Here is a 21,161-nt window from a genome sequence, read left to right on the forward strand (position 1 = left end):
GGATCACCGAACAGTCATGAAGCGTAGATCGTAAATTTAAGGCGCTTTCCTACGCCGAGTCACTGCCAAACACAAGGATCGGTTACAATGGTTACAGAAATTAGGGATTCAGACCAACCACAAGGGCAGAACCTAGTTACCTGCTGAGATGCTTTCTTTCTGCATACCGTCACGAAACAAGGCAACAACGAAAACCGGATAGGTCAAAAATGCCAACCCAAGAATTCCGAGCCAGTTGGCTGGTGCCAGGGCAAAGTAATGATATTCGATCCAGAACGCGCTAAAGACGACGATGCCCGTAACCACAACCGCATCAAGCAAAAGCAGCAATAACACAAATAGTATCCGCCGCAATTTTTGTCTGCTTTCCATATCAGTCAGGCTTGACGGAATAGTCCTAATGGTATTGACCACAGAAGAAAGCATGCGACACAAAAATTCACATAAACCGACATACTTTACCGATCTCTCCTGTTTAGGATGAACGGGCCACCACCGGCGCATTCCCCACATGACAAGAAGCCGGAAGCCAAAAACTGCGATAAGTGTCAGAAATTCGACTTTATCAATATCAAGGGTAAAATTATCAGCCAGCATCGGGTCTTTGGCACTGGTCTGATCAGAAAGATACCCCCAACCTTTCGTCAGCAGATTTTCCAATGCCATCGCATGGAGGTAAACCCCTGCAACACCGGCATCTATTGTTGGCGGCTGGATAACATCCTGAAAACCCTGCAGATTAAAGCCGTACATCACAACACGACCGGAAAACTGGCTTCGCCAGCTTCGAACCGGTTCGGGCTGACTTGAGGTTGCTTCTTCATCATAAGTTCTTGGTTGTGGTGCCTCAAACAGAACATGAGCCGACGAAATGGTATCGAAAGGGGCGCACAGAACCTCTGACCGTTCCTCAATACCCAGCACATAGCCAATATTTCTGCCAAGTTGGCGCATCTTCGACACATCCGTTTTCCTGTCAGACGGGCAACGATATGGATGGTGCAGTATTTTCACGTCATCATTTGAATCTTTGTCGCCTGTGCCCTGCGTCCACCCCTCATAGGTTGGTTGCTTCTCCGGCCAAACCAGCCACATTGGTCGTTTACGACTGTATTCGTACCATTCATCCGTAATGCCTGCCTCTTGTAACGGTCCGACACGGCCCGTTACATTTTCGCAGTTCCAGTTTTCGATATTGCGAATAACTGATTGATCAAATGCCTCGAGGTTTCGTTTTACTGATGCCAGTAAAGACTCCCGACGCAGACACAAATTTTCATAAAGCGTCAGCGCTGCAGATTTTCGATGGCTTTGGTCCGCATTACGGCTATCATCCTGATTGGGTTTTTCCGGATAAAGGCTGTATGTAATTCCCCGAACATCGGACTGGCTTTTAGCATCCCCCCATCCGGCAACAGGTGTCACATAATCGGAAAGTTCTGCCAAAACCTCGTGCCGTTCCCAGCTTTTCAGCTCCGCCGCGGTAATGAAAACGGGAATCCCCTCATCCCGATATTTTCTCAATACCCGAACCAGCCTGCTCAGGCTTTGATCAAGGACATAATTTTTTGGATAAGAGTCGGCTTTTTGCGTGCCTGTAGCACTTGATGGCGGTCCGCGACGGTCACGCAGGGTGAAATCTAGAAAGACCGCAAGCGGCTGTTCATAGAATATGCCCTCCAATACCCTTGCATGCAGACCATACGGGACCGGCCAGCTTGACTCCATATCGCGAAGTGCATCGTCATCGGCAATCACAACACCAATGGTGTCGGAATTCTCGGCGTCGTAAACAACGCTTGAGAATATGCGGTTAAACAGTGCATACGAATATTCATCGACCGGCTTTGAAAATTCCTCCGGCTCCATAAACATGAAAAAAGCAGCCCCCACGACAATCGACAGTATCCAGACGATATGTCGTCGGCTTGGCAGAAGATGCGGTTCCGCCCTGCTTTCACCTTTCGTGTTCATGGTGGATCAGTTTTCGCTCATGCCGCTGCATAAGGCGCGCTGCTGCGGGTAGCGAAGCGTACATCCCATCACCAGTTCATTTGCCCGCACCGAATTACCACTTTGCTTCACATGAGGATAAAGAAACTCGTAAGCCTCGATCGGCCAGTCGTAGTAGTCGGCAACGGCTTCGATCCTTGCCACAGCCTGCTTTGTTTGTCCTAACGAATCCTGAAGAGTTGCGCGCTTGATCTCAAACGGCAGCGGCAAATAATTCTCGCTCTCGACAAGGTCGATATTCTGAATGGCCTTTTTGGGCTCTCCCTGCTTTTCGCGAAGATTGGCAAAAGCCCAACGGACATAAGGGTGGGTTGAAGTTTCGCCACTGACGGCCATCCGGGCTTTTTGTTCAAGAACCTTATAGTCGGGGGTGACTTCTTCGTTCTGAAGGGCAGCCATGATGCTGTTTGCCACATCATACTTACCAAGCGTTTCCCGGTTTTTGCTTACCATCGCCAAAAAGGCATCGGCCTGAACCGGTTGCCGCCGCGCGGCGGCATACTCGCGCATATTATAGGCGAATATGGCCTCGGCTCGTTCTTTGGCTTCGCCATGCCGATCTGCCAAAGTTTCCTGCATAGATGTTAGCGCATTGCCAAATTCCGCAAGGAACTGATTGAACAGTGCATTGTCACTGTTCTTCCGGGTCGCGTCGAATTCTGCCTCCAATTGCTTTTCAAGCTGGTTGCGGGTGTCCTGGAACAGGTTGTCATACTGCTGTTCGTATCTGTCCAGTACCTGGAAAAAACTGTCCGCCTCGGACGGATTGTATCCGGCACGCGCCATCAGATCGACACCAAGGTGATCGGCATCGCGTTCATCTGCACGATCCCACACCGGCAACAAGAGATCACGTGTAAGGATATCGCTGCCATAAAGCTGGAATGCCTTGCGAGCCTGATTGTCGCCACCTGCTCGCGAAACGACAACGTCCATTGCAGTAACCATATAGGGACGCAATGTCCGCAACAGGGAGTCCGGACTATGCTGCAAAAGAACATGGCTATATTCATGCGCCAGAACGAATGCCAGCTGATCCTCGGATTGAAGATAGTTAAAAACCGAATGATGCAGGAAGATCATCTTTTCCGGTAGCGCCATCGCCCCAGCACTAGCATTCGCCAAAAGGTACACCTTCGTCGATGTAGCTGGCTGTGGTGCATTGGCAATTATCTTGTCGAGCACCAACTGCGCGTAGCTTTGCAGCTCTTCCAACGGAGCTATGCCTTTGGAATTTGCAAGAACTTCAAGTTTTGCCTTGCGGATTTCTTCTGCGCTAAATGATTTTTCCGGTGGGACCGAAACAGAGTCGATATATTTTCCCTCATCCGGGATCGAACTTAAAAAAGGAAGATCAATTCCCGCCTGATTGGTAACACATCCAGTCAACAGAAAAGATGCCGCAAGCAGCGAAACATATGATTTTTTCATTGTATTTCCAAAAGTGATCAGTTGTTGCAAATGACTTCGGTCCCGGCACCACGACCGAGATTTCCTGTCGCAGTTGCCTGACTGGCGTCGCATGTAATCCTGACTTTGCTGCTTTCCGCTTCGATCAATACCTGATCGCCAGCAACCCAGTAATCTTTGGAGTCGCCTTCAAAACGGATGTGATGCATGCGCCCCGCAACCGTCGATGTTCCGAAATATTGGACAATTTCCGGAAACTGATCACCCTTACGTTCACCAAGCACCGGGTCCTGCGCCCCCGGCCCGGCATACAACTCGACCTTGTATTTTGGATATTTGACTTCTGCCTTGGACAAAACAAAATCCGCGGCAGAAACAGGATTCTCTCCTGCATGTAAAAGCAGAACCGTTCCTAATAAAGCCAGATGCAAGATTACCCGCTGCAAGCTTCTTTCCCCCTCCGAAATCCCCTTGAAGTTGAGCATTCTTGCATAAACAAAACAAGAAACGGAACTACCCATAAGGCTAGCCCCAAGCTACTCTTTAGAGCCAAGCACCTGAATATCCTGTATCTTCTGATGCTCCCTTAGCCGGCCCTGCAGCAACACATCAAAATCCTGTTTCAGGTGATCAACCGGCAACGTCCAATCCCCCGGCGCTTCCTGCCGATAAATACGCATTGTCGGATACCATGGACTGTCGGTCCGCCCCACCATCCACCGCCAATCTGTCGTATAAAGCTGTAACATCCAGACCGGCACACCAAGCGCCCCGGCAAGATGGGCAGGCGCACTATCGATTGTAATGACCAGATCCATCGCCTTCATCAATGCAGCACTGTCACCGAAATCATGAATATGTTCACCCATGTCGGTAATCAGGGCATTGGCGCCAAGTCTGGCTATGTCGCCCCGCCGCTCATCGACCTGAAAACTGTAAAAACTTGCCCCTTTCTGCGCCATAAGCGGCATCAGCATTTCAAGCGGGCAGGATCGGTCACGCGGATTAAGCTTGCCTGCCCATATCAGCCCAACCTTAAGCACCGTTCCCCATGGCGGGCTTAATCGTGCCTGCTTGCCTTTCGGCGCGCTCAGATAGGGTTCGGCAGACACCCGATGCAGTTCCGCTTCGCTGATTTTCATGACATGCGGCAGGCTAAGGAGTGGGACATGCAGATCAAAGGGGGGCAATTTCGCCCCCTTTTCAACAATCGTTCCGACACCGGCAATCGTGCGCATCACCGGGATCAATTCCGATCTGCATTCAAGAATGATATGCGCGGCCCTCTTCCCTACCAATGGGACAAAACGGGCAAACTGGATCATATCGCCAAAGCCCTGCTCGGCACGCAGCAGCAGTCTTTTGCCGCGTAAATCGGCCTTTCCATCCCATTCCGGAACAGATTCAAGCGGGCGGATCGGATTATCGGCAAGCTTGCGGCGCGTTTCATATCCGGCCCAACCCGCTTCGTACTGGCCTGTTGCCAAAAGTGCCAGTGCCTTGTCCCAGTTTGCATCGACATAATCGGGATCAATGGCCAAAGCCGCATCAAAATATTTGATAGCCTGCTCGAACCGATTGGTATCGCGATAAACCAAGCCAGCATTGAACGGATGCGATTTGATCGATGCATCAAGTTCCAGCGCCTTGTCATGAGCCGCCGCCGCCTCATCGAACCGCATCATTTCACGCAGGCAGTTACCCATATTTGACCAAAGCCCCGCATTGTCGGGGCGCAGTTCCGCCGCCCTGCGATAGGCGACAAGTGCGGCATCAAGCCGTTTACTGCGCCTAAGCGCGACACCAAGGTTATTCCAGACATCGGGCTGATCAGCGTTTTGCCTGAGAACCGCACCATAAAGCGAAATTGCTTCTTCAATCCTGCCAGACTGATGGGCATCAAGTGCACGGGTGAACATTTCCGATTTGCCCGAGCGTCCGGCGATTGCGGGTGCGCCGGGGGATTGATTAGCCACTTTTTTGACTGCGTCGTTTTTTGTCTGTGGCAATTCTGGAGTTTCAGGCTTGGGAACAGCAAAGCCCGGCATACTATCCGCCGAAGCTTGTTGCGCAAGACTTTTTGCAGAACCACTGGCTATCGCTTTTTTGGTTTTTTTGGCCGCACGCGGCTTGTTCATGGTTCTGGACTTCGCCATTCGGGTCCCCCGTCCCGTAAAACTGCAATCGCCGGATCATACAATGTCAAAAAGGCAGACGACCATTCCCATATGTACTCGCCCGTTGGCCGGTTGTCATCGCCAGACGATTCGCGCCGCAAAAATCACCGGACATGCGAATAGCATTATTTTCTAAAAACAAGAACAATACCGGATGATTTTATCGCATTTAGTGAGTTTCGGACAATTTCAAACAAGTCGATTTTAATTATTTCGGTTATGTCGCGCTTTGAAGTAGCTTTTTACGAGGGACTGAAGAAAGGCGTTAAAAGACTACCCAGTCCCTGTGGTGTTACACAGGGAACCAAAACAATAAATGACCGTCGGTTTGGCAAATTTCCGGGGCCGTAATTCGGAACGCCAAAAAGACGGCACCAACCTGTTCGAGCAAGCTGCGACGCTTTGAAATGATCGCGGTCATCGATCAGGTAACGAGGGAACAAACATCATCAGGCTTCAAAGGACGGGAGACCTTAAATGGCCGAAACCAAACGATCCGGCGGCTCTGTCGGACGCAAAGTCATTCTGGTTGTGGTTGCCTTGCTGATTGTCGGCTTTGGCGCAATGATGACGATCCAGACGGTTTCGCAACGCAACGCGATGATCGAAATCATGTATAATGAGTCGGTCGAAAAAACCGAAATGCTATCGACCGCCGTGCAACCGGGCTTTATTGCCATGGACGGCAACTCGGTCGAAAAAGAATTCCGCAAGATCACTGACAAGGAAGGCTCGCAGCTGGCAACCCTGATTGCTGCCAATCCGGATGGAGAACCGATTGCGACCTACCAATCGGAAAACCTTCCCGAACACGATCTGGCTGCACTTGCCGAGCCCTATCTGGAACGGCTTGAAAACAAGGAAGTCGTCAGCTTCATCTCCGGCGACGCCGTCATTGTTGCCGCGCCAATCACCAAATATTCCAAGCGGCGGGACGAAGATCAGTATCGTGGCATGCTGCTGACTGCATGGAGCCTTGAACGCGTCAATGCCGAGGTAAAACAGGCCGTCATCATCCAGCTGGCTCTTGCCGCTGCAATTCTTGTCGTCCTGCTGGGCAGCACCTGGTTTGTCCTGCGCAATCAGATTATTACCCCACTTGTTAAAATCAATGGCGCCATGGCGGCGCTTGCGGATGGCAATCGTGACATTCACATCCCGGGCGTTCATCGCACCGATGAAATCGGCCAGATGGCCGCCTCGGTCGAAGTTTTCAAGGAAAACGCAAACCGCGTTGCACAACTGGATCGCGAACGTGAACAGGAACGCGAACGTGCCGAGGCCAAACGCCGTGAAGCCATGAATGGCCTGGCCGGACGTTTTGAACAAACCGTGATGGGTGTTGTCGACGGTGTATCCGGGGCATCAAGCGAAATGCAACAGGTCGCACAGACCATGGTTGCCGCCGTCCATCAGAACGAAGCCGGTTCACAGGCTGTTGTGGCCGCTGTCGAACAGGCCAATCACAGCGTCGAAACGGTGGCCAGTGCCGCCGAACAGCTTTCCGTTTCGATCCGTGACATCAGCGCACGCGTGAATGACACATCGAACATCACCGCCAATGCCAGCACCGAGGCCAACCGGGTCAATGAAATGGTTCAGGGGCTTGATGTTTCGGCACAGAAAGTTGGTGAAGTCGTGCAGATCATTCAGGCCATCGCGGAACAGACCAACCTTCTGGCACTGAACGCCACGATCGAGGCCGCACGCGCCGGTGATGCGGGCAAAGGCTTCGCCGTGGTCGCCAACGAGGTCAAAAACCTTGCCAATCAGACCGCACGTGCAACGGAGGATATTTCGGCCCAGATTTCAGGCATTCAGGGATCGACACAGGAAGCTGTCGGTGCGATTGACGGGATCACCAGCATCATCGCAAATCTGAACGAAATCGCATCCGAAGTTGCGGCAGCCGTTCAGGAACAGGGGCAGGCAACTTCTGAAATCTCGAACTCCGTCCAGCAGGCGGTACAGAGCACGCAGGAAGTCACCAGCCACATTCATGAAATGCAGTCTGCAGCCCGCCAGACCGGTGATGCAGCGCGTCAGGTGCTTGATGCGTCCGAAAAACTTGGTGCCCAATCAGGAACGCTGCGCAGCGAAGTCGGCAACTTTCTTGATGAAGTCCGCACCAGCTGATTGCGAACTTGCCAAAATCAAGAACGCCGCCCGGTCTGACCGAGGCGGCGTTTTTTTAGAATGTCGGGTTTAATCGCACCTAGAGCAAAGGTTCCCGATCATCGGATTCGGCATCAAGCCGCATCATGATCGTTTCATTCAGGTCCTCATATCCATGCTGGCGATAAACCGGCTGCATGTCATGCGTCGCCAGCATCCAACGTTTGACCCGCGCAATATCGGGATGACCATGCAGGGCATCAAGCATCATGGATGCAATTCCGCGACGACGGTAATCGGGATCAACAAACACATCAGCGACATAAGCAATTGCGATGAAGTCGGTCACGACACGGGCAAAGCCAACCTGCCGTCCATCACAATAGGCGCCAACCGGCACCGACATTTCAACAGACCGATCAAACTCTCCACGCGACCTCCCTCGTGACCAATAGGAATTGGCAATGAAATCATAGCAGTATTCAAGATCAAGCCGGGCGCGGTCACAACTGATTTCAATGTCACTCATGGCCGATCTCTATTTCACGAACAGGGCAACAGCCAGTGCCGCAATCGCCACCCAAAGCAATACTGATTGTTTCGAGATACCGCCGGAACTGCGTTGCCCGTTAGACCGACCGCGCATCGCGGCAACGGTATCGGGATGCAGACGCAATCCCTGATCGGTAAAGACCGCTGATGCCTGTTCGGCGGCCTCAAGAACACGGGGCAACCGGCGCAACATTGTTCCGGCCTGACGGGTGGCTTCGGCGATCTTGGCTTCCGGGCCGAGGTTTTCGCGCATCCATTCCTCGATCAACGGACGCGACAATTCCCACATATTCTCGTTCGGGCTTAAAATGCGCGAAAGCCCTTCGGCAACGATCATGGTTTTCTGAAGCATCAGAAGCTGCGGCTGGGTTTCCATCCCGAAGGTTTCGGTAATCTGGAAAAGCTGCCCCAGCAAACGCCCGACCGAAATATCCGCGAGTTCCTTGCCAAGGATCGGCTCCCCGATAGAACGGCAAGCCTGCTGAAAGTTTTCAAGCGACTGGTTGCGAGGCACATATCCAGCTTCAAAATGAACCTCGGCGACACGTCGATAATCGCGCGTCAGGAAACCCAGAAGCATTTCTGCAAGGTAAAGCCGCGTCTGACGGTCAACACGTCCCATAATCCCGAAATCAACGATGCTGACCTTGCCGGTTTCGTCGACGAACAGGTTGCCCGGATGCATGTCGGCATGGAAGAAACCGTCACGGAAAACCTGTTGGAAAAATGCGCCGGCCGCCTTGGCCAAAAGGGCGGAGCGATCAACTCCCATCCGGTCCAGCGCCTCGACATTATCGATACGCACACCCTTGACCCGTTCCATGGTCATGACATGCTCGGCCGTGCGTTCCCAGTCGATCTGCGGCACGTAATAGGTTGGATCAGACTCGAAATTATCGCGGAATTCGGAGGCCGCCGAGGCTTCAAACCGCAAATCCATTTCAAGATGCACGCTGTCTTCCAGCGTCTTGATGGTTTCAACCGGCTTCAAACGGCGCAAGCGCGGTTGGGTCAGTTCGACAATTTCCGATACCCAGTAAAACAGATCCAGATCACGCGCAAATCGGGCCTTGATATCCGGACGCAGCACCTTGACCGCAACTTCGCGCCCATCGGAGGTGGTTGCAAAATGCACCTGCGCAATGGATGCGGCGGCAACTGGCGTATCGTCAAATTCGGAAAAAAGGGTTTCAAACGGCCCGTCAAGCTGTTCGGTAATGATCCGCTTGGCAATCTTGGCCGAGAATGGTGGCAGGCGATCCTGCAGGCTTGATAAATCGGCCGCGACATCATCCCCGATCAGATCGGCACGCGTCGCCAGTGTCTGACCAAGCTTGATGAAAGCAGGTCCCAATTCTTCAAGCGCGCGGGCCAGCCGCCGCCCCGGCCGCAAATCCGACCGTCTCGAAAACGGAGCGGTCAGGCGGGCAAAAAACGCCAGAACCTTGCCACCCGGAACAAGGGCAAGCGGGAATAGCGCATCGTAGCGCGCCAAAGTCCGCGCCATTCCAAGCAAGCGAAAGCTGTTGCGAACGAACCGTATCATTCAGTCGCCACCTTTACACCCGCCAACCGGAATGGATCGCGGCAATACCACCCGAAAGATTGCGATATTTCACCCGCTCGAACCCGGCATCACGGATCATGGATGCAAAAGTTTCCTGATCGGGAAACTGGCGAATACTTTCAGCAAGATACTGATAGGCTTCACGGTTTCCAGCGATAAAGCGGCCGATTTCCGGCAAAAGCTTGAACGAGTATGTGTCGTAAAGTTTATCAAACCCCGGCACCACCACCTTGGAAAATTCAAGACACTGGAACTTTCCACCCGGTCGCAGCACACGATAGGCTTCGGAAAGGGCCTCGGTAATCCGCGTCACGTTCCGAATGCCAAAGGCAATGGTATAGGCATCAACCGAATGATCGGGCAGCGGCAATTTCTGCGCATCGCCAACGGTCCAGTTGATGTTTTTCAGCAACCCGTGATCAACCGCGCGATCCCGGCCGACATGCAACATTTCATAATTGATGTCGCATACCGTGACAGAGCCACCGCCATTTTTCAGGAAACGAAACGCGATGTCCCCGGTACCACCGGCAACGTCAAGCAGCTTCATGCCCGGACGTGGCTTCAACTCGTTGATGAACGTATCTTTCCACAGGCGATGAATACCGCCGCTCATCAGATCGTTCATCAAGTCATATTTGGACGCGACAGTATCGAAAACCTCGCGCACCATGGATGCCTTCTGGCTTTCGGGAACGTCCCGGAAACCAAAATGGGTTGTCTTTTCGCCGTTTTCGCCCCCGGCTGGGCCTGTGTGCTTGCTCATGGCCGGGAAAATAGCGCAGCAACCGCCATCTCGCCAGTGGAAAGCCACGCAAATTCGTAAATATCCTGTTGGTCCACATCACTTTCTGCTAGGACCAAATGACTTGGACGGAAGTTTGAATTGGCTACAAGACAGGACACCCCGATGAGCTGCATGGTCAAAATCTGTGGAATCAACAGCGAAGACGCCGCAATGGCCGCGATGAGTGCCGGTGCAGATGCCTTGGGTTATGTCTTTTTCCCGCCAAGCCCGCGGCACATATCGCTTAACGGCGCCACCACGCTGACCGAGCGTGTACCTGACAGCATCCTTAAAGTCGGCCTGTTTGTTGAAGCCGGTGATGAAGCCCTTGAAAACGCGATCAAGGCCGGTCGCCTTGATATGATCCAGATGCATGGCAAGGAAAGTCCGGAACGGGTTGCGGAAGTAAAAGAAAAATTCGGTTTGCGCGTTATGAAAGCCGTTTCGGTAAGCACATCCGATGATATTGATGCTGCTGCGGCAAACTTCGATGGCGTCGCCGATTTCCTGCTTTTTGATGCCAAACCGCCCAAAGACAGCAATTTGCCCGGTGGCAATGCCGTTAGTTTTGACTGGAATCTTCTTACCGGGCGCAGCTTCAAAAGCAACTGGATGCTGGCCGGTGGACTTGATCCTGACAATGTCACCGACGCGGTCCGTATTTCCGGTGCCCCGTGGGTCGATGTATCGTCTGGTGTTGAAAAAACCAAAGGCGTGAAAGACGCGCGCAAAATTGCCGATTTCATCCGCGCGGCAAAGGGTTACTAACGCCCTCCGGCTCTATAACAGCATCTTCTTTAACCATTTCTGAAGCGATACCGGCAATCATCGAACGATTGTGGGCAGTCTTTCTGGCCCCGGTAGCGTATGGGGTCAAATGGAAAGAACGCTTCGATCAAAGGTTCAGAATTTGCTGCATGGGGTTGATCGCCAATCGCGGCTGTCATTGACCATACATCTGATCCTTGCTTCCCTGATCGTGATCAATGTTGTCTGTGTCATTCTCGACACCGTTCATGAACTGGCTGAACAGTTTTTCGTCCTGTTTCTGGTCATCGAACTGATCTGCACCACCATTTTCACCATCGAATACGGCTTGCGTGTCTGGTCCGCACCCGACAACCCGAAATTTTCCGGAAAATGGGGCCGGTTACGCTATATGCTGCGACCGATGGCAATAGTTGATCTGATCGCAATCCTGCCAGTCTTCTTGCTGTTTTTCACCTCGATTGATCTCCGGTTCATCCGCATTGTCCGCCTGCTTCGGCTTTTGAAATTCACCCGTTACTCCACCGGGCTTGAGCTGATGCTAATGGTGTTTCGTCAGCAGATGGGTATCTTTGGTGCCGCAAGCGCAGCGTTGGCCTGCATGCTGGTTTTCAGTGCAGGCGCCATCTATCTTGCGGAACACGAAGCCCAACCTGACGCATTTGGCAACCTGCCCAGCGCCCTTTACTGGAGCGTCATCACCCTTGCCACCGTCGGTTATGGGGATGTCGTGCCGATCACAGCATTGGGCAAAGTCATCGCAAGTCTGATCTCACTGACGGGTATCGGCATAGTCGCGGTGCCCGCCGGTATTCTGGCATCGGCCTTTTCCAGTGAACTGCGCCGCCGCGAAGATGCATATCGCCAACAAGCCGCTCATCAGCTTTCGGGAAAACGCCTGACCGAGGCCGTGCGAAGAAGGTTGCGATCCCATCAGGACGAACTTGGCATCAGTGATGAGCAAGCCCTGTCAATCATTTCCGATATCCGCGACATTCATCACGATCACGAAGACGATCTTTTGTCCTGCCCACATTGCCACAAACCGCTGCGTTTTGAGGTTTCCGAACCGGGCGAATGATCATCTGATCAAAATGCTTGACGCCCGCCTGATCGCTGATCATAGTTTGACGCATGAAAACACACGGCATGAACCCGATCCTTATTTCCAATCGTTGGTGGTGGTCCGCATAAGCGGGCGGCCAATTATCATGCCCTGAAACAACCGGCCGCCTGATCTTCGCAGGCGGCTTTGTGTTTTCAGACCTTCTCCCTACTTGCTGAAAAGTCACATTGCTCCTGCGGCAGCGCCCCGCAAACGGAGTATTTGACGTGACCAGCCCGACTTCTGAAATCAGTAGCGAATATCGATATACCACCGATGGCGGCATCGCCGTCATTCGCCGCCAGACAGAAATCACCTATGAAAATGCCACTGAAAGCCTGATTGATGCCCTTGATCGGACCAAGGGTGTTTTGCTGTCTTCAAGCTACGAGTTTCCGGGTCGTTATTCGCGCTGGGACATGGGCTTTGCCAAACCACCGCTGGAAATTACCGGACGCGAACGCGGCTTCGCAATCCGTGCACTCAATGATCGCGGTCGGGTGCTTTTGCCCATGATTGAACATGCCCTTACAGGTCATGCCCATATCGAAGGCCTGAACAAAGGCGATGACGGGCTTTACGGCTATGTCGGCAAAGCGGCTGCATGGTTCCCCGAAGAAGAACGCAGTCAACAGCCCAGCCTGTTTTCTGTTGTCCGGGCCATTCGCGACCTGTTTGCCCACAAGGGCGAGGAGCCTCTCGGCCTATACGGTGCCTTTGGCTACGACATCGCTCTTCATTTTGAACAGATATCACTAACTCAGGACCGCAGCAGCGATCATAAAGACGTCCATATTTACCTGCCCGACCAAATGATCACGGTCGACCACGCATCCAAGGTCGCCACCCTTTTTGAATATGAATTCATTGCGCCAGATGGCCACAGCACCGTCGGGCTCGACCGCATTGCCCAAGATCACCCGCCATCACATGGTGCAAACGGCATCGTCGAAAACGACATGAAAGACGGCGAATACGCCGTCGTCGTCGATGAAACCAAGCCACGATTCGCCCGCGGAGAGCTGTTTGAAGTCGTGCCAAGCCGTGTGTTCCGGACCGAATGCAAAACGGCCCCATCGGAAATCTTCCGCCGCCTTAAACGCCGCAATCCCGCACCCTATGGTTTCCTGATCAATCTGGGGGACGGTGAACACCTGATCGGCGCATCGCCGGAAATGTATGTCCGCGTTACCGGTCAGCGTATTGAAACCTGCCCGATTTCGGGGACCATCGCGCGCGGTCGCGACGCGATTGAGGATGCGGAAAATATCCGTACCCTTCTGAATTCGGCCAAGGAAGAATCCGAACTGACAATGTGCACCGATGTTGATCGCAACGACAAGGCACGCGTCTGCAAACCCGGCAGCATCCGTATTCTTGGCCGTCGCCAGATCGAAATGTATTCCCGCCTGATCCATACGGTCGATCACGTCGAAGGCCGCCTTCGCGAAGGCTTTGATGCACTTGATGCTTTCCTGACGCATTGCTGGGCGGTTACCGTAACCGGTGCCCCCAAACGGGCCGCCATGAAGCATATTGAAACCGTCGAACGCAGTCCGCGTGCATGGTATGGCGGGGCCATTGGCGCGGTTCTCTGCAATGGCGATCTGAATACCGGCCTTACATTGCGCACCGTGCGCCTCAAACAGGGTGTCGCCGAAGTTCGCGCGGGTGCAACATTGCTGTTTGATAGTGAATCTGCTGCCGAAGAAGCCGAAACCGTCTTGAAGGCATCGGCCATGATTGATGCCGTCACCCGAGATGCCAAGGACGAAGCCGCAATTGATCCGACCATTTCGGGCGTTGGTAAACGCGTACTCCTGATCGACCATGAAGACAGCTTTGTCCAAAACCTTGCCAGCTATATCCGCGCAACCGGTGCCGAAACCCTGACCCTGCGCCCCGGTTTCCCCGATGAGGCGTTTGACGATTTCAAACCCGATCTGGTGTTCCTGTCCCCGGGACCGGGACGGCCCGATGATTACGGGCTTCGCCAAAGCATTGAGCGTGCCCTTGCCGCTGGGCTTCCGGTCTTTGGTGTTTGCCTTGGTTTACAGGGAATTGTCGAATTTTTCGGGGGATCACTTGGTCAACTCGACACACCGATGCATGGCAAACCGTCTAAGGTGAAACTGGACCCGTCTGATCCGCTGTTTGAAGGCCTGCCCGATGAAATCGTCGTCGGTCGCTATCATTCGCTATTTGCCGATCTGGCAAGCCTGCCGACTGATCTTAAAGTCACCGCGCGCAGCAATGACGGTGTGGTGATGGGTATACGCCATCAAAGCCTGCCGATCAGCGCGGTACAGTTCCATCCCGAAAGCCTGCTGACCCTGCAGGGTGATGTCGGGATGCGAATGATTGCCAACCTGCTGCGCAATCCGCTCGGAATTTTCCCTGAAAAGGCCGAAATTTCCGACGCTAATAAAGGGGATGAGCGAGATGAAACGGCGATAATGGTTGCCTGAAACGACATAGTGAACCCGATTGCCTGACCCATGCCCCCTGCCATCGACCTCCCCCTGTCGATGAAACCGGGTCAGGAAACCGCAACGGCCGCGCTCCTCCCTCGCGGCCGTTGCTTCATTTTCATGCCTTAATCGTCGTCATCCAGCGTTCCGTCTATCACGCTGTAATCCGGCGGCGGGGCTTGACGGAACTTTTCAGGATCGGCTTTGCGTTTGTCACGCGTGCGCGAAATCCAGCCGCCATAAAAGGCTTCTGGTTTTGGCTCGGTAGGCGCACCGGCACGGACCGGGCGCGGGGCAAAACGGCCAAGGCTGATCAGCCGGTCATACATGACGATATTGGCGGCGATCGCGACATTCACGCAGAAGCTCATCGGAATTTTGATGATGAAATCGCACTGATCCTGCATTTCCTGTGACAGGTTGCCACGTTCCGGACCAAGGATATAAGCCGCGCGCGACGGATGCTTGAAGCTTGGTAGTTCAATTGCATCCGGTGTCAGCTCAACACCAACCATCCGGCACCCATCAGGCAGAAACAGATGATCGTGATCGGGGAAGTGATAGTAGGGCATCTGCTCGGATGCACGTGATGTGTCGGCCACATTGGCCCGTTCATCACGGAAATCCGCATCAACAGTAAAGGCAAAGCTGGCACCAAACGCATGAGCGGAACGAAACAGCGTGCCCACGTTAAAAGGCTTGCTGGCCCCCTCGATCCCGATCCCGAAATATCCGCGCATATTGTCCTCCGTGCTGCACGCCGATGGTGCGCTCACACACACTCCAATGAAAAAACTGGCTCGGCTATACCCCTCAAAGGCGAACATGGCAAGTCAGCGGGCCGCAACTCTGCTCCAGCAGAGGAAGCAATCCGGGTCTCGTGGAACAAAAAACACCCCGGACCGTTTTATGATCAAGCAACCGGAAAAGTCGCATGCCTTCGGCATGCAGATAAAATTTCCGGACCAAACGAGCAAACACCCCGAAAGAAACAGGAGAATACCTGATGAATTGGGACCAAATCGAAGGCCGCTGGAAACAGATGCGTGGTCACGTCAAACGCGAGTGGGGCCGTCTCACCGACGATGACCTTGATCAGATTGAAGGCCAGCAGGAAAAACTTGTTGGGCTGGTTCAGGAAGCCTACGGCGTTAAACGCGAAGAGGCCGACCGGCAGGTCCGCAACTGGTTTGACCGCCTCTAGAACGTTCGCGTCCCGAAATTACCACACATTACAATGCCCGCCGGATTATTACCCTCTTGATCCTGGCGGGCTTTGTGTTTTCTATGCACACAATCAATCTCGGTACCAGATTTGGAAAATCATGCCTGTCAAATCCCCCTGTATTGGCGTTTGCGTTCTTGACCCCGCCGCTGGCTACTGCACCGGATGCTTTCGTACGGGCGACGAAATTGGTGCATGGATGGGCATGAGCGACGGCAGTAAAAAACGCGTGCTGGAAACCATCCGCAAACGTCGTCTTTCCGTCACGACCGCACCGCTCATCAAGACCGGAAATGGCAACCTGTAATCCAGCCAGACCAAACATTGCGGACGGCGACAACCAACCCCAAATAAAAGCCCTGTTCATCAAGGGGACACACCGCATGTCGGACATTGCACAGCACAACGGAAATGCCGCGGCAGAACTCCGGCGTATGACACGACGTGCCGCACATGCAGTCATGGCCACAACCGCCTGCGATCACAAACAGGTTGGCGATGGATGGCCGGTAACATCAATGGTCGTTCCTGCCGCCCATATTGATGGCAGCCCCATCCTGCTGATTTCCGATCTGGCGGATCATACCCGTCATTTGCAAAGTGATCCGCGAATGTCCCTGCTGTTTACTGACGGTAATATCGATCCCGGACAAAGCGAGAGGATCAATTCGGATAACGCCAGACTGACGATCTTTGGCCGAACAGTTGCCGATCACACACTCGAAACCCGGCAGCGCTATCTGCAATACCATCCCGATGCCGCCCAATATGCCGATTTCGCCGATTTCGGCTTTTATCATGTCACGGTCGAAGCCGTTTACTGGGTCGGCGGTTTTGGCAAACAGCGACGACTGAAAGGCGACCAGTTCATTGTCGAGGGTTGTCAGTCGCTGATCACGGGCCATGACGACGTGATCGAACATATGAATACCGACCATGCCGATGCCATAGCCGACATTGTCGAACATTTCACCGGTCAGAACAGAAATGACTCGTGGAAAATGGTGGCGATTGACTGTGATGGAATGGATTTGGAATGCAATTCTGCCGATTCCCGCCCTTTGCGCGTCGATTTCACCAAAACAATTCGCAGCCCGGGCGATGCGCGCGATATTCTGGTCGAAATGTGTAAAAAAGCGCGCGGTCAAATGACCTGATTTGGGCAACGAAGATTTAATTGTCACTTTCGAAAGGTGACTTTTCGCAAACGCAAAAACGTCTACGTTTTCCTTGGTATTGAGCCAAAGGACAGGTTGCTTTTAAGACACCTTTGTAACAATATGTCGCGACGCAACCGGCTATCCCACATGCCGATTGTGTAGAATTGACTATTAACCCCCAGACTCAATTCCCACCAGGAGAGATCCGTGCTGCAATCAGGACCCGTTGTCAGCCGTGTAGGCCTTGAAACCCATGGCCTCAAAAATCTTGGCGCCGTTCACTGGAATTTGGACGCTGCCGGCCTCTACGAACATGCAATCCGTCGTCAGGAAGGCAAAATTGCCAAGGGTGGCGCATTTGTTGCGCTGACCGGTGAACATACCGGCCGTTCCCCGCAGGACCGTTTCATCGTCGAAGAGGAAGGCACCAAGAACGACATCGACTGGGGCGACGTTAACCGCCCGGTCAGCCCGGAAGTATTCGAGCGCCTGTACCAGAAAGTGCGCGCTTACTTCCAGGGTACCGAACTGTTTGTTCAGGACTGCTATGCCGGTTCAGATCCGCGTTTCCGCCTGCCGGTTCGCGTGATCAACGAAAATGCTTGGCACAACCTGTTCGCTCGCAACATGTTCATCCAGCCCGCAAAGGAAGAATTGCGCGATTTTTCTCCGGAATTCACCGTTCTGCATGCCCCGGGCCTGCAGGCTGATCCGGAAGTCGATGGTACCCGTTCCGAAGTATTCGTCGTTGTTTCCTTCGAGCGCAAAATGGTCATTATCGGCGGCACCTGGTATGCTGGCGAAATGAAGAAATCGATCTTCTCCGTTCTTAACCATATTCTACCGGCCAAGGGCGTTATGCCGATGCATTGTTCGGCCAATATGGGCAAGGACGGCGACACGGCGATCTTCTTTGGCCTGTCGGGCACCGGTAAAACCACCCTGTCGGCCGACGCATCCCGTACGCTCATTGGTGACGATGAACATGGCTGGGGCGAAGACGGCGTCTTCAACTTCGAAGGCGGCTGTTACGCCAAGGTAATCAAGCTTTCGAAAGAAGCCGAACCGGAAATCTATGCCACAACCGAAACCTTTGGAACGGTTCTGGAAAACGTTGTGATGAACAAGCAGTCGCGCGAGCTTGACCTCGACGATGCACGTCACACCGAAAACACACGTTCCAGCTATCCGATCGAATTCATCCCGAATGCATCGGAAAACGGTCGCGGTGGTCATCCGAAAAACATCATCATGCTCACCTGCGATGCGTTTGGCGTTCTGCCGCCGATCGCCAAACTGACCTCGGCACAGGCGATGTACCACTTCCTGTCGGGTTACACCGCAAAAGTTGCCGGTACCGAAAAAGGCGTCAAGGAACCGACCGCGGCGTTTTCCGCCTGCTTTGGTGCACCGTTCATGCCGCGTCATCCGTCGGTTTATGCCAAGCTGCTTGGCGAACTGATGGAAAAACATCAGGCCAATTGCTGGCTGGTCAATACCGGCTGGTCCGGTGGTGCCTATGGTGTCGGTTCGCGCATGAAAATCGCCTATACCCGCGGCCTTCTGAACGCGGCACTCAATGGCGAACTAGAAAATGCCGACTTCGCAACCGATCCGTATTTCGGTCTGGCCTATCCGACCGCTTGCGGCGATATCCCGGCAGAAGTTCTGAACCCTCGCGACAGTTGGTCGGACAAGGCTGCCTATGACAAGGCCGCCGCAAACCTGACCAGCCTGTTCGAAAAGAACTTCACCAAGTTCGAAGAACATGTCGACAGCGATGTTCGCGATGCTGCAATCCGTAGCAATACCGAAGTCAAAGCCGCTGAATAAGGCGACAGGCAACCATCATTTCAGAAAGGCCGGTGCATGCACCGGCCTTTTTTGTTTGACTGCAATACCAGCGCGGATTGACCATGTCAGCCATATCTGTTCCGTGTATAGTTATCGCGAAATCCGGTCACAGCGGAATGGCTCAGGCGTCGTGATTAAGAAAAATGCTCGGGAAAAGATCAAACCGTGACACCTGCACTGGTCTGGCGACTGTTCCATAGTCTGGCAGCTATTCTGGTTTTACATGCTGCTCTCATCACCGGCAGTTCGCCCGTCGTAGCGGACAATACGATCCTGCAAGCACAGGCTCCGCGTCAGAATGTCACGATGATGTGCAACCCGTTTCCACCGTCAAAAATCGCCGACCGACCGGTGATGCCGGGATATGATGTCGAAATTCTTCGTGCGGCCTTTGCCGTCAGTCATATCGCTGTGAATACCCCGTTTTATCCTTGGAAGCGCGCTTATCTGTTAGCAGAACGAGGGGATGCCGACGGTTTATGTTCCTGCAGCTATGTTCCTGAACGCGAAACCGCTTTTCTGTATTCTAATGAGCTTGGTCGAGAACATATCGGCCTGTTTGCGATAAACGAAGCAGCGTTGGACGGGGTAAAAGACCTTACAGATGCCAAGCAACTCACCATCGGTGTTATTTCGGGCTACGCGCTTGAAAGTCGTGCACGCGGACTTGGACTTGACATCATTTCCGCCAATAGCGAACGTGCACTGCTGGGGCTTCTGCTCTCTCGTCGACTTGACGCAATCTATAATTTCAAGGCCCCGATGGATGATGTCATTCGTACCTATAATCAGGAATACGCACAAAACGTAAATCTGGCTTATCATGACCTAATAAACAGCCCATATTATTCGTGCATCTCGCGCAAGACTGACAATGCCGGGTTTCTGGTGGAACGCCTCAACCACGGGATTTCTGTGCTGCGCAAAAATGGCGTTTATGACGACATTCTTGAAAAATACGGAATTTCTGCCCCTGGAAAGGACGATATCGAACCAGAAAGAAGCAAGTAAGTGCGTTGCGTTTATTTGTTCCCTAACGCAGATATTCAAACAGCGACATATCAACGATTTGACCGGCCACCGAATAGGATGCCTCAAGCTGTACTGACAGGGTTTCAAGATTCACCATGGCCTCGGCCAGGTCGACTTCGGAAAGGTCGGTCACGATACCCTCGGCGGTCAGTTGGAAGTCGGTATGCATGTCAACAATCGCCTCAAGCTCATCCTGGGTCAAAGAGACCTGGGTCTGAAGATCCGCAATTCCCTCTACCGCGTCCTCAATCAAGGCCATTGCCTCGGTCAGGGCGGCTTCATCAATCGGATCGGATGATGCATAAGCTGTCAGATTCAACGCCCGCAATGCCTGCTCGAACGGTTCCTGATCGGCGGTAAGGCCATATTCGATGATGGTGCCATCCGCGACCTTGGCCGATGCAATATCACTATTGCCGGAATAATAGCTGGTATCGGCTGTACTGGGCGTTGTCATGGCCGGGTAATCAGCCACATCGACAGAAACCGGGGCCGTATTTGTGGCCGACCCGGCAAACAGGTAGCGATCTTCATATTGGGTATTAAGCAAAGATGCCATGGTGGAAAGTGCCGCCGACGCAGACTCGTTGATCCCTGCAACATCCGTGCTGCCAGTGCTAAGTGCGCCCGAGATATCGGCCAGCATGTCGCTTAACAAATCGACCATATCGTTCAGTGTCGAATAATACATTTCGACACGGCTCTGAATCTGCTCGGCCAGATCGGCGTAAGCCGACGATTCCGATATTTCAGCACTCAGCGTGCTGATCACATAGGAATTATCCGAAACGCCGGAATAGGAATCCGATTTCATTCCCGAGCTGGATTGCCTAGTCGCGTCGGCAAGTTGTGACTGAACACTTCGCATCTGGTTCAGCAGGTTCTGCTGCATGGCGGCTGTCGAAACTCTCATGTTCTTTACCCT

Annotated in this window: 18 protein-coding genes; 9 read left to right on the plus strand and 9 right to left on the minus strand. The window is 53.2% G+C overall.

The genetic code is table 11. The annotated features are described in order from the left end of the window. Window positions 1-132 precede the first annotated feature (132 nt). The 4 genes from AUP42_RS13915 to AUP42_RS13930 are packed head-to-tail and all read right to left on the minus strand — an operon-like array spanning window position 133 to window position 5,399. The gene (locus tag AUP42_RS13915) at window positions 133-1,974 is read right to left on the minus strand and encodes a CHASE2 domain-containing protein (protein ID WP_062952221.1); all 1,842 of its coding nucleotides are present in this window, start codon (window positions 1,972-1,974) and stop codon (window positions 133-135) included. A gap of 6 nt (window positions 1,975-1,980) precedes the next feature. Then, window positions 1,981-3,444, minus strand: a complete 1,464-nt coding sequence (locus AUP42_RS13920) for a M48 family metalloprotease (protein ID WP_197468290.1) — start codon at window positions 3,442-3,444, stop codon at window positions 1,981-1,983. 17 nt (window positions 3,445-3,461) lie between these two features. Then, window positions 3,462-3,944 (minus strand): hypothetical protein, encoded by a 483-nt coding sequence (locus tag AUP42_RS13925; RefSeq protein ID WP_156484624.1) that lies wholly within the window; start codon window positions 3,942-3,944, stop codon window positions 3,462-3,464. Between the two features lie 15 nt (window positions 3,945-3,959). After that, entirely contained in the window at window positions 3,960-5,399 is a 1,440-nt protein-coding gene (locus tag AUP42_RS13930) for a tetratricopeptide repeat protein (protein WP_231858296.1), read from the minus strand. A 678-nt stretch (window positions 5,400-6,077) separates the two neighbouring features. Between AUP42_RS13930 and AUP42_RS13935 the strand changes: the two genes are divergently transcribed. Next, the gene (locus AUP42_RS13935) at window positions 6,078-7,736 is read left to right on the plus strand and encodes a methyl-accepting chemotaxis protein (RefSeq protein WP_062952225.1); all 1,659 of its coding nucleotides are present in this window, start codon (window positions 6,078-6,080) and stop codon (window positions 7,734-7,736) included. A gap of 79 nt (window positions 7,737-7,815) precedes the next feature. Here the strand turns inward: AUP42_RS13935 and AUP42_RS13940 are convergent, their stop codons facing one another. The 3 genes from AUP42_RS13940 to ubiE are packed head-to-tail and all read right to left on the minus strand — an operon-like array spanning window position 7,816 to window position 10,600. Beyond that, a complete protein-coding gene (locus AUP42_RS13940; RefSeq protein WP_062952226.1) occupies window positions 7,816-8,244 on the minus strand; it encodes a GNAT family N-acetyltransferase in 429 nt (142 codons plus the stop codon). A 9-nt stretch (window positions 8,245-8,253) separates the two neighbouring features. Continuing rightward, window positions 8,254-9,813 carry a 2-polyprenylphenol 6-hydroxylase gene (ubiB, locus tag AUP42_RS13945; RefSeq protein ID WP_062952227.1) on the minus strand — a complete coding sequence of 520 codons (1,560 nt, stop codon included), beginning with the start codon at window positions 9,811-9,813 and terminating at the stop codon, window positions 8,254-8,256. 13 nt (window positions 9,814-9,826) lie between these two features. Next, on the minus strand, window positions 9,827-10,600 hold the full coding sequence (ubiE, locus tag AUP42_RS13950; protein ID WP_062952228.1) for a bifunctional demethylmenaquinone methyltransferase/2-methoxy-6-polyprenyl-1,4-benzoquinol methylase UbiE: 774 nt from the start codon (window positions 10,598-10,600) through the stop codon (window positions 9,827-9,829). Between the two features lie 120 nt (window positions 10,601-10,720). On the opposite strand from ubiE, the gene AUP42_RS13955 reads away from it, so the two are divergent. From AUP42_RS13955 to AUP42_RS13965, 3 genes are all read left to right on the plus strand, one after another. After that, window positions 10,721-11,389, plus strand: coding sequence for a phosphoribosylanthranilate isomerase (locus tag AUP42_RS13955; RefSeq protein ID WP_331710664.1), 669 nt, complete (start codon window positions 10,721-10,723; stop codon window positions 11,387-11,389). A gap of 109 nt (window positions 11,390-11,498) precedes the next feature. Beyond that, window positions 11,499-12,470: an ion transporter gene (locus AUP42_RS13960; protein WP_062952230.1), complete on the plus strand. Its 972-nt coding sequence runs from the start codon at window positions 11,499-11,501 to the stop codon at window positions 12,468-12,470. A gap of 251 nt (window positions 12,471-12,721) precedes the next feature. After that, on the plus strand, window positions 12,722-14,962 hold the full coding sequence (locus AUP42_RS13965; RefSeq protein WP_062952231.1) for an anthranilate synthase component I: 2,241 nt from the start codon (window positions 12,722-12,724) through the stop codon (window positions 14,960-14,962). A 128-nt stretch (window positions 14,963-15,090) separates the two neighbouring features. Here the strand turns inward: AUP42_RS13965 and AUP42_RS13970 are convergent, their stop codons facing one another. Beyond that, complete coding sequence (locus AUP42_RS13970; protein ID WP_062952232.1) at window positions 15,091-15,705, minus strand: RNA methyltransferase; 615 nt, start codon at window positions 15,703-15,705, stop codon at window positions 15,091-15,093. Between the two features lie 266 nt (window positions 15,706-15,971). On the opposite strand from AUP42_RS13970, the gene AUP42_RS13975 reads away from it, so the two are divergent. The 5 genes from AUP42_RS13975 (at window position 15,972) to AUP42_RS13995 (ending at window position 20,215) form a co-directional block, all read left to right on the plus strand. Continuing rightward, on the plus strand, window positions 15,972-16,169 hold the full coding sequence (locus AUP42_RS13975; RefSeq protein WP_062952233.1) for a CsbD family protein: 198 nt from the start codon (window positions 15,972-15,974) through the stop codon (window positions 16,167-16,169). A gap of 121 nt (window positions 16,170-16,290) precedes the next feature. Then, window positions 16,291-16,497: a DUF1289 domain-containing protein gene (locus tag AUP42_RS13980; protein ID WP_062952234.1), complete on the plus strand. Its 207-nt coding sequence runs from the start codon at window positions 16,291-16,293 to the stop codon at window positions 16,495-16,497. Window positions 16,498-16,573: 76 nt separating this feature from the next. Next, window positions 16,574-17,347, plus strand: coding sequence for a HugZ family protein (locus tag AUP42_RS13985; RefSeq protein ID WP_062952235.1), 774 nt, complete (start codon window positions 16,574-16,576; stop codon window positions 17,345-17,347). 210 nt (window positions 17,348-17,557) lie between these two features. Then, window positions 17,558-19,183, plus strand: coding sequence for a phosphoenolpyruvate carboxykinase (locus tag AUP42_RS13990; RefSeq protein WP_062952236.1), 1,626 nt, complete (start codon window positions 17,558-17,560; stop codon window positions 19,181-19,183). A gap of 186 nt (window positions 19,184-19,369) precedes the next feature. Continuing rightward, window positions 19,370-20,215: a substrate-binding periplasmic protein gene (locus tag AUP42_RS13995; protein WP_062952237.1), complete on the plus strand. Its 846-nt coding sequence runs from the start codon at window positions 19,370-19,372 to the stop codon at window positions 20,213-20,215. Window positions 20,216-20,237: 22 nt separating this feature from the next. Here AUP42_RS13995 and AUP42_RS14000 read toward each other — a convergent pair whose 3' ends face one another. Beyond that, window positions 20,238-21,149, minus strand: a complete 912-nt coding sequence (locus AUP42_RS14000; protein WP_082824780.1) for a flagellin — start codon at window positions 21,147-21,149, stop codon at window positions 20,238-20,240. Window positions 21,150-21,161 lie beyond the last annotated feature (12 nt).

This window comes from Thalassospira lucentensis (genome assembly GCF_001613805.1).
GTDB lineage: Bacteria > Pseudomonadota > Alphaproteobacteria > Rhodospirillales > Thalassospiraceae > Thalassospira > Thalassospira lucentensis_A.

What these genes read in the sequence shown, in the direction of transcription:
- AUP42_RS13985 (WP_062952235.1), top strand. Translation starts at nt 16,574, where the DNA reads ATGTCGGACATTGCACAGCACAACGGAAATGCCGCGGCAGAACTCCGG.
- AUP42_RS13915 (WP_062952221.1), bottom strand. Translation starts at nt 1,974, where the DNA reads ATGAACACGAAAGGTGAAAGCAGGGCGGAACCGCATCTTCTGCCAAGC.
- AUP42_RS14000 (WP_082824780.1), bottom strand. Translation starts at nt 21,149, where the DNA reads ATGAGAGTTTCGACAGCCGCCATGCAGCAGAACCTGCTGAACCAGATG.
- AUP42_RS13975 (WP_062952233.1), top strand. Translation starts at nt 15,972, where the DNA reads ATGAATTGGGACCAAATCGAAGGCCGCTGGAAACAGATGCGTGGTCAC.
- AUP42_RS13960 (WP_062952230.1), top strand. Translation starts at nt 11,499, where the DNA reads ATGGAAAGAACGCTTCGATCAAAGGTTCAGAATTTGCTGCATGGGGTT.
- ubiB (WP_062952227.1), bottom strand. Translation starts at nt 9,813, where the DNA reads ATGATACGGTTCGTTCGCAACAGCTTTCGCTTGCTTGGAATGGCGCGG.
- AUP42_RS13940 (WP_062952226.1), bottom strand. Translation starts at nt 8,244, where the DNA reads ATGAGTGACATTGAAATCAGTTGTGACCGCGCCCGGCTTGATCTTGAA.
- AUP42_RS13970 (WP_062952232.1), bottom strand. Translation starts at nt 15,705, where the DNA reads ATGCGCGGATATTTCGGGATCGGGATCGAGGGGGCCAGCAAGCCTTTT.
- AUP42_RS13980 (WP_062952234.1), top strand. Translation starts at nt 16,291, where the DNA reads ATGCCTGTCAAATCCCCCTGTATTGGCGTTTGCGTTCTTGACCCCGCC.
- AUP42_RS13920 (WP_197468290.1), bottom strand. Translation starts at nt 3,444, where the DNA reads ATGAAAAAATCATATGTTTCGCTGCTTGCGGCATCTTTTCTGTTGACT.
- ubiE (WP_062952228.1), bottom strand. Translation starts at nt 10,600, where the DNA reads ATGAGCAAGCACACAGGCCCAGCCGGGGGCGAAAACGGCGAAAAGACA.
- AUP42_RS13925 (WP_156484624.1), bottom strand. Translation starts at nt 3,944, where the DNA reads ATGGGTAGTTCCGTTTCTTGTTTTGTTTATGCAAGAATGCTCAACTTC.
- AUP42_RS13935 (WP_062952225.1), top strand. Translation starts at nt 6,078, where the DNA reads ATGGCCGAAACCAAACGATCCGGCGGCTCTGTCGGACGCAAAGTCATT.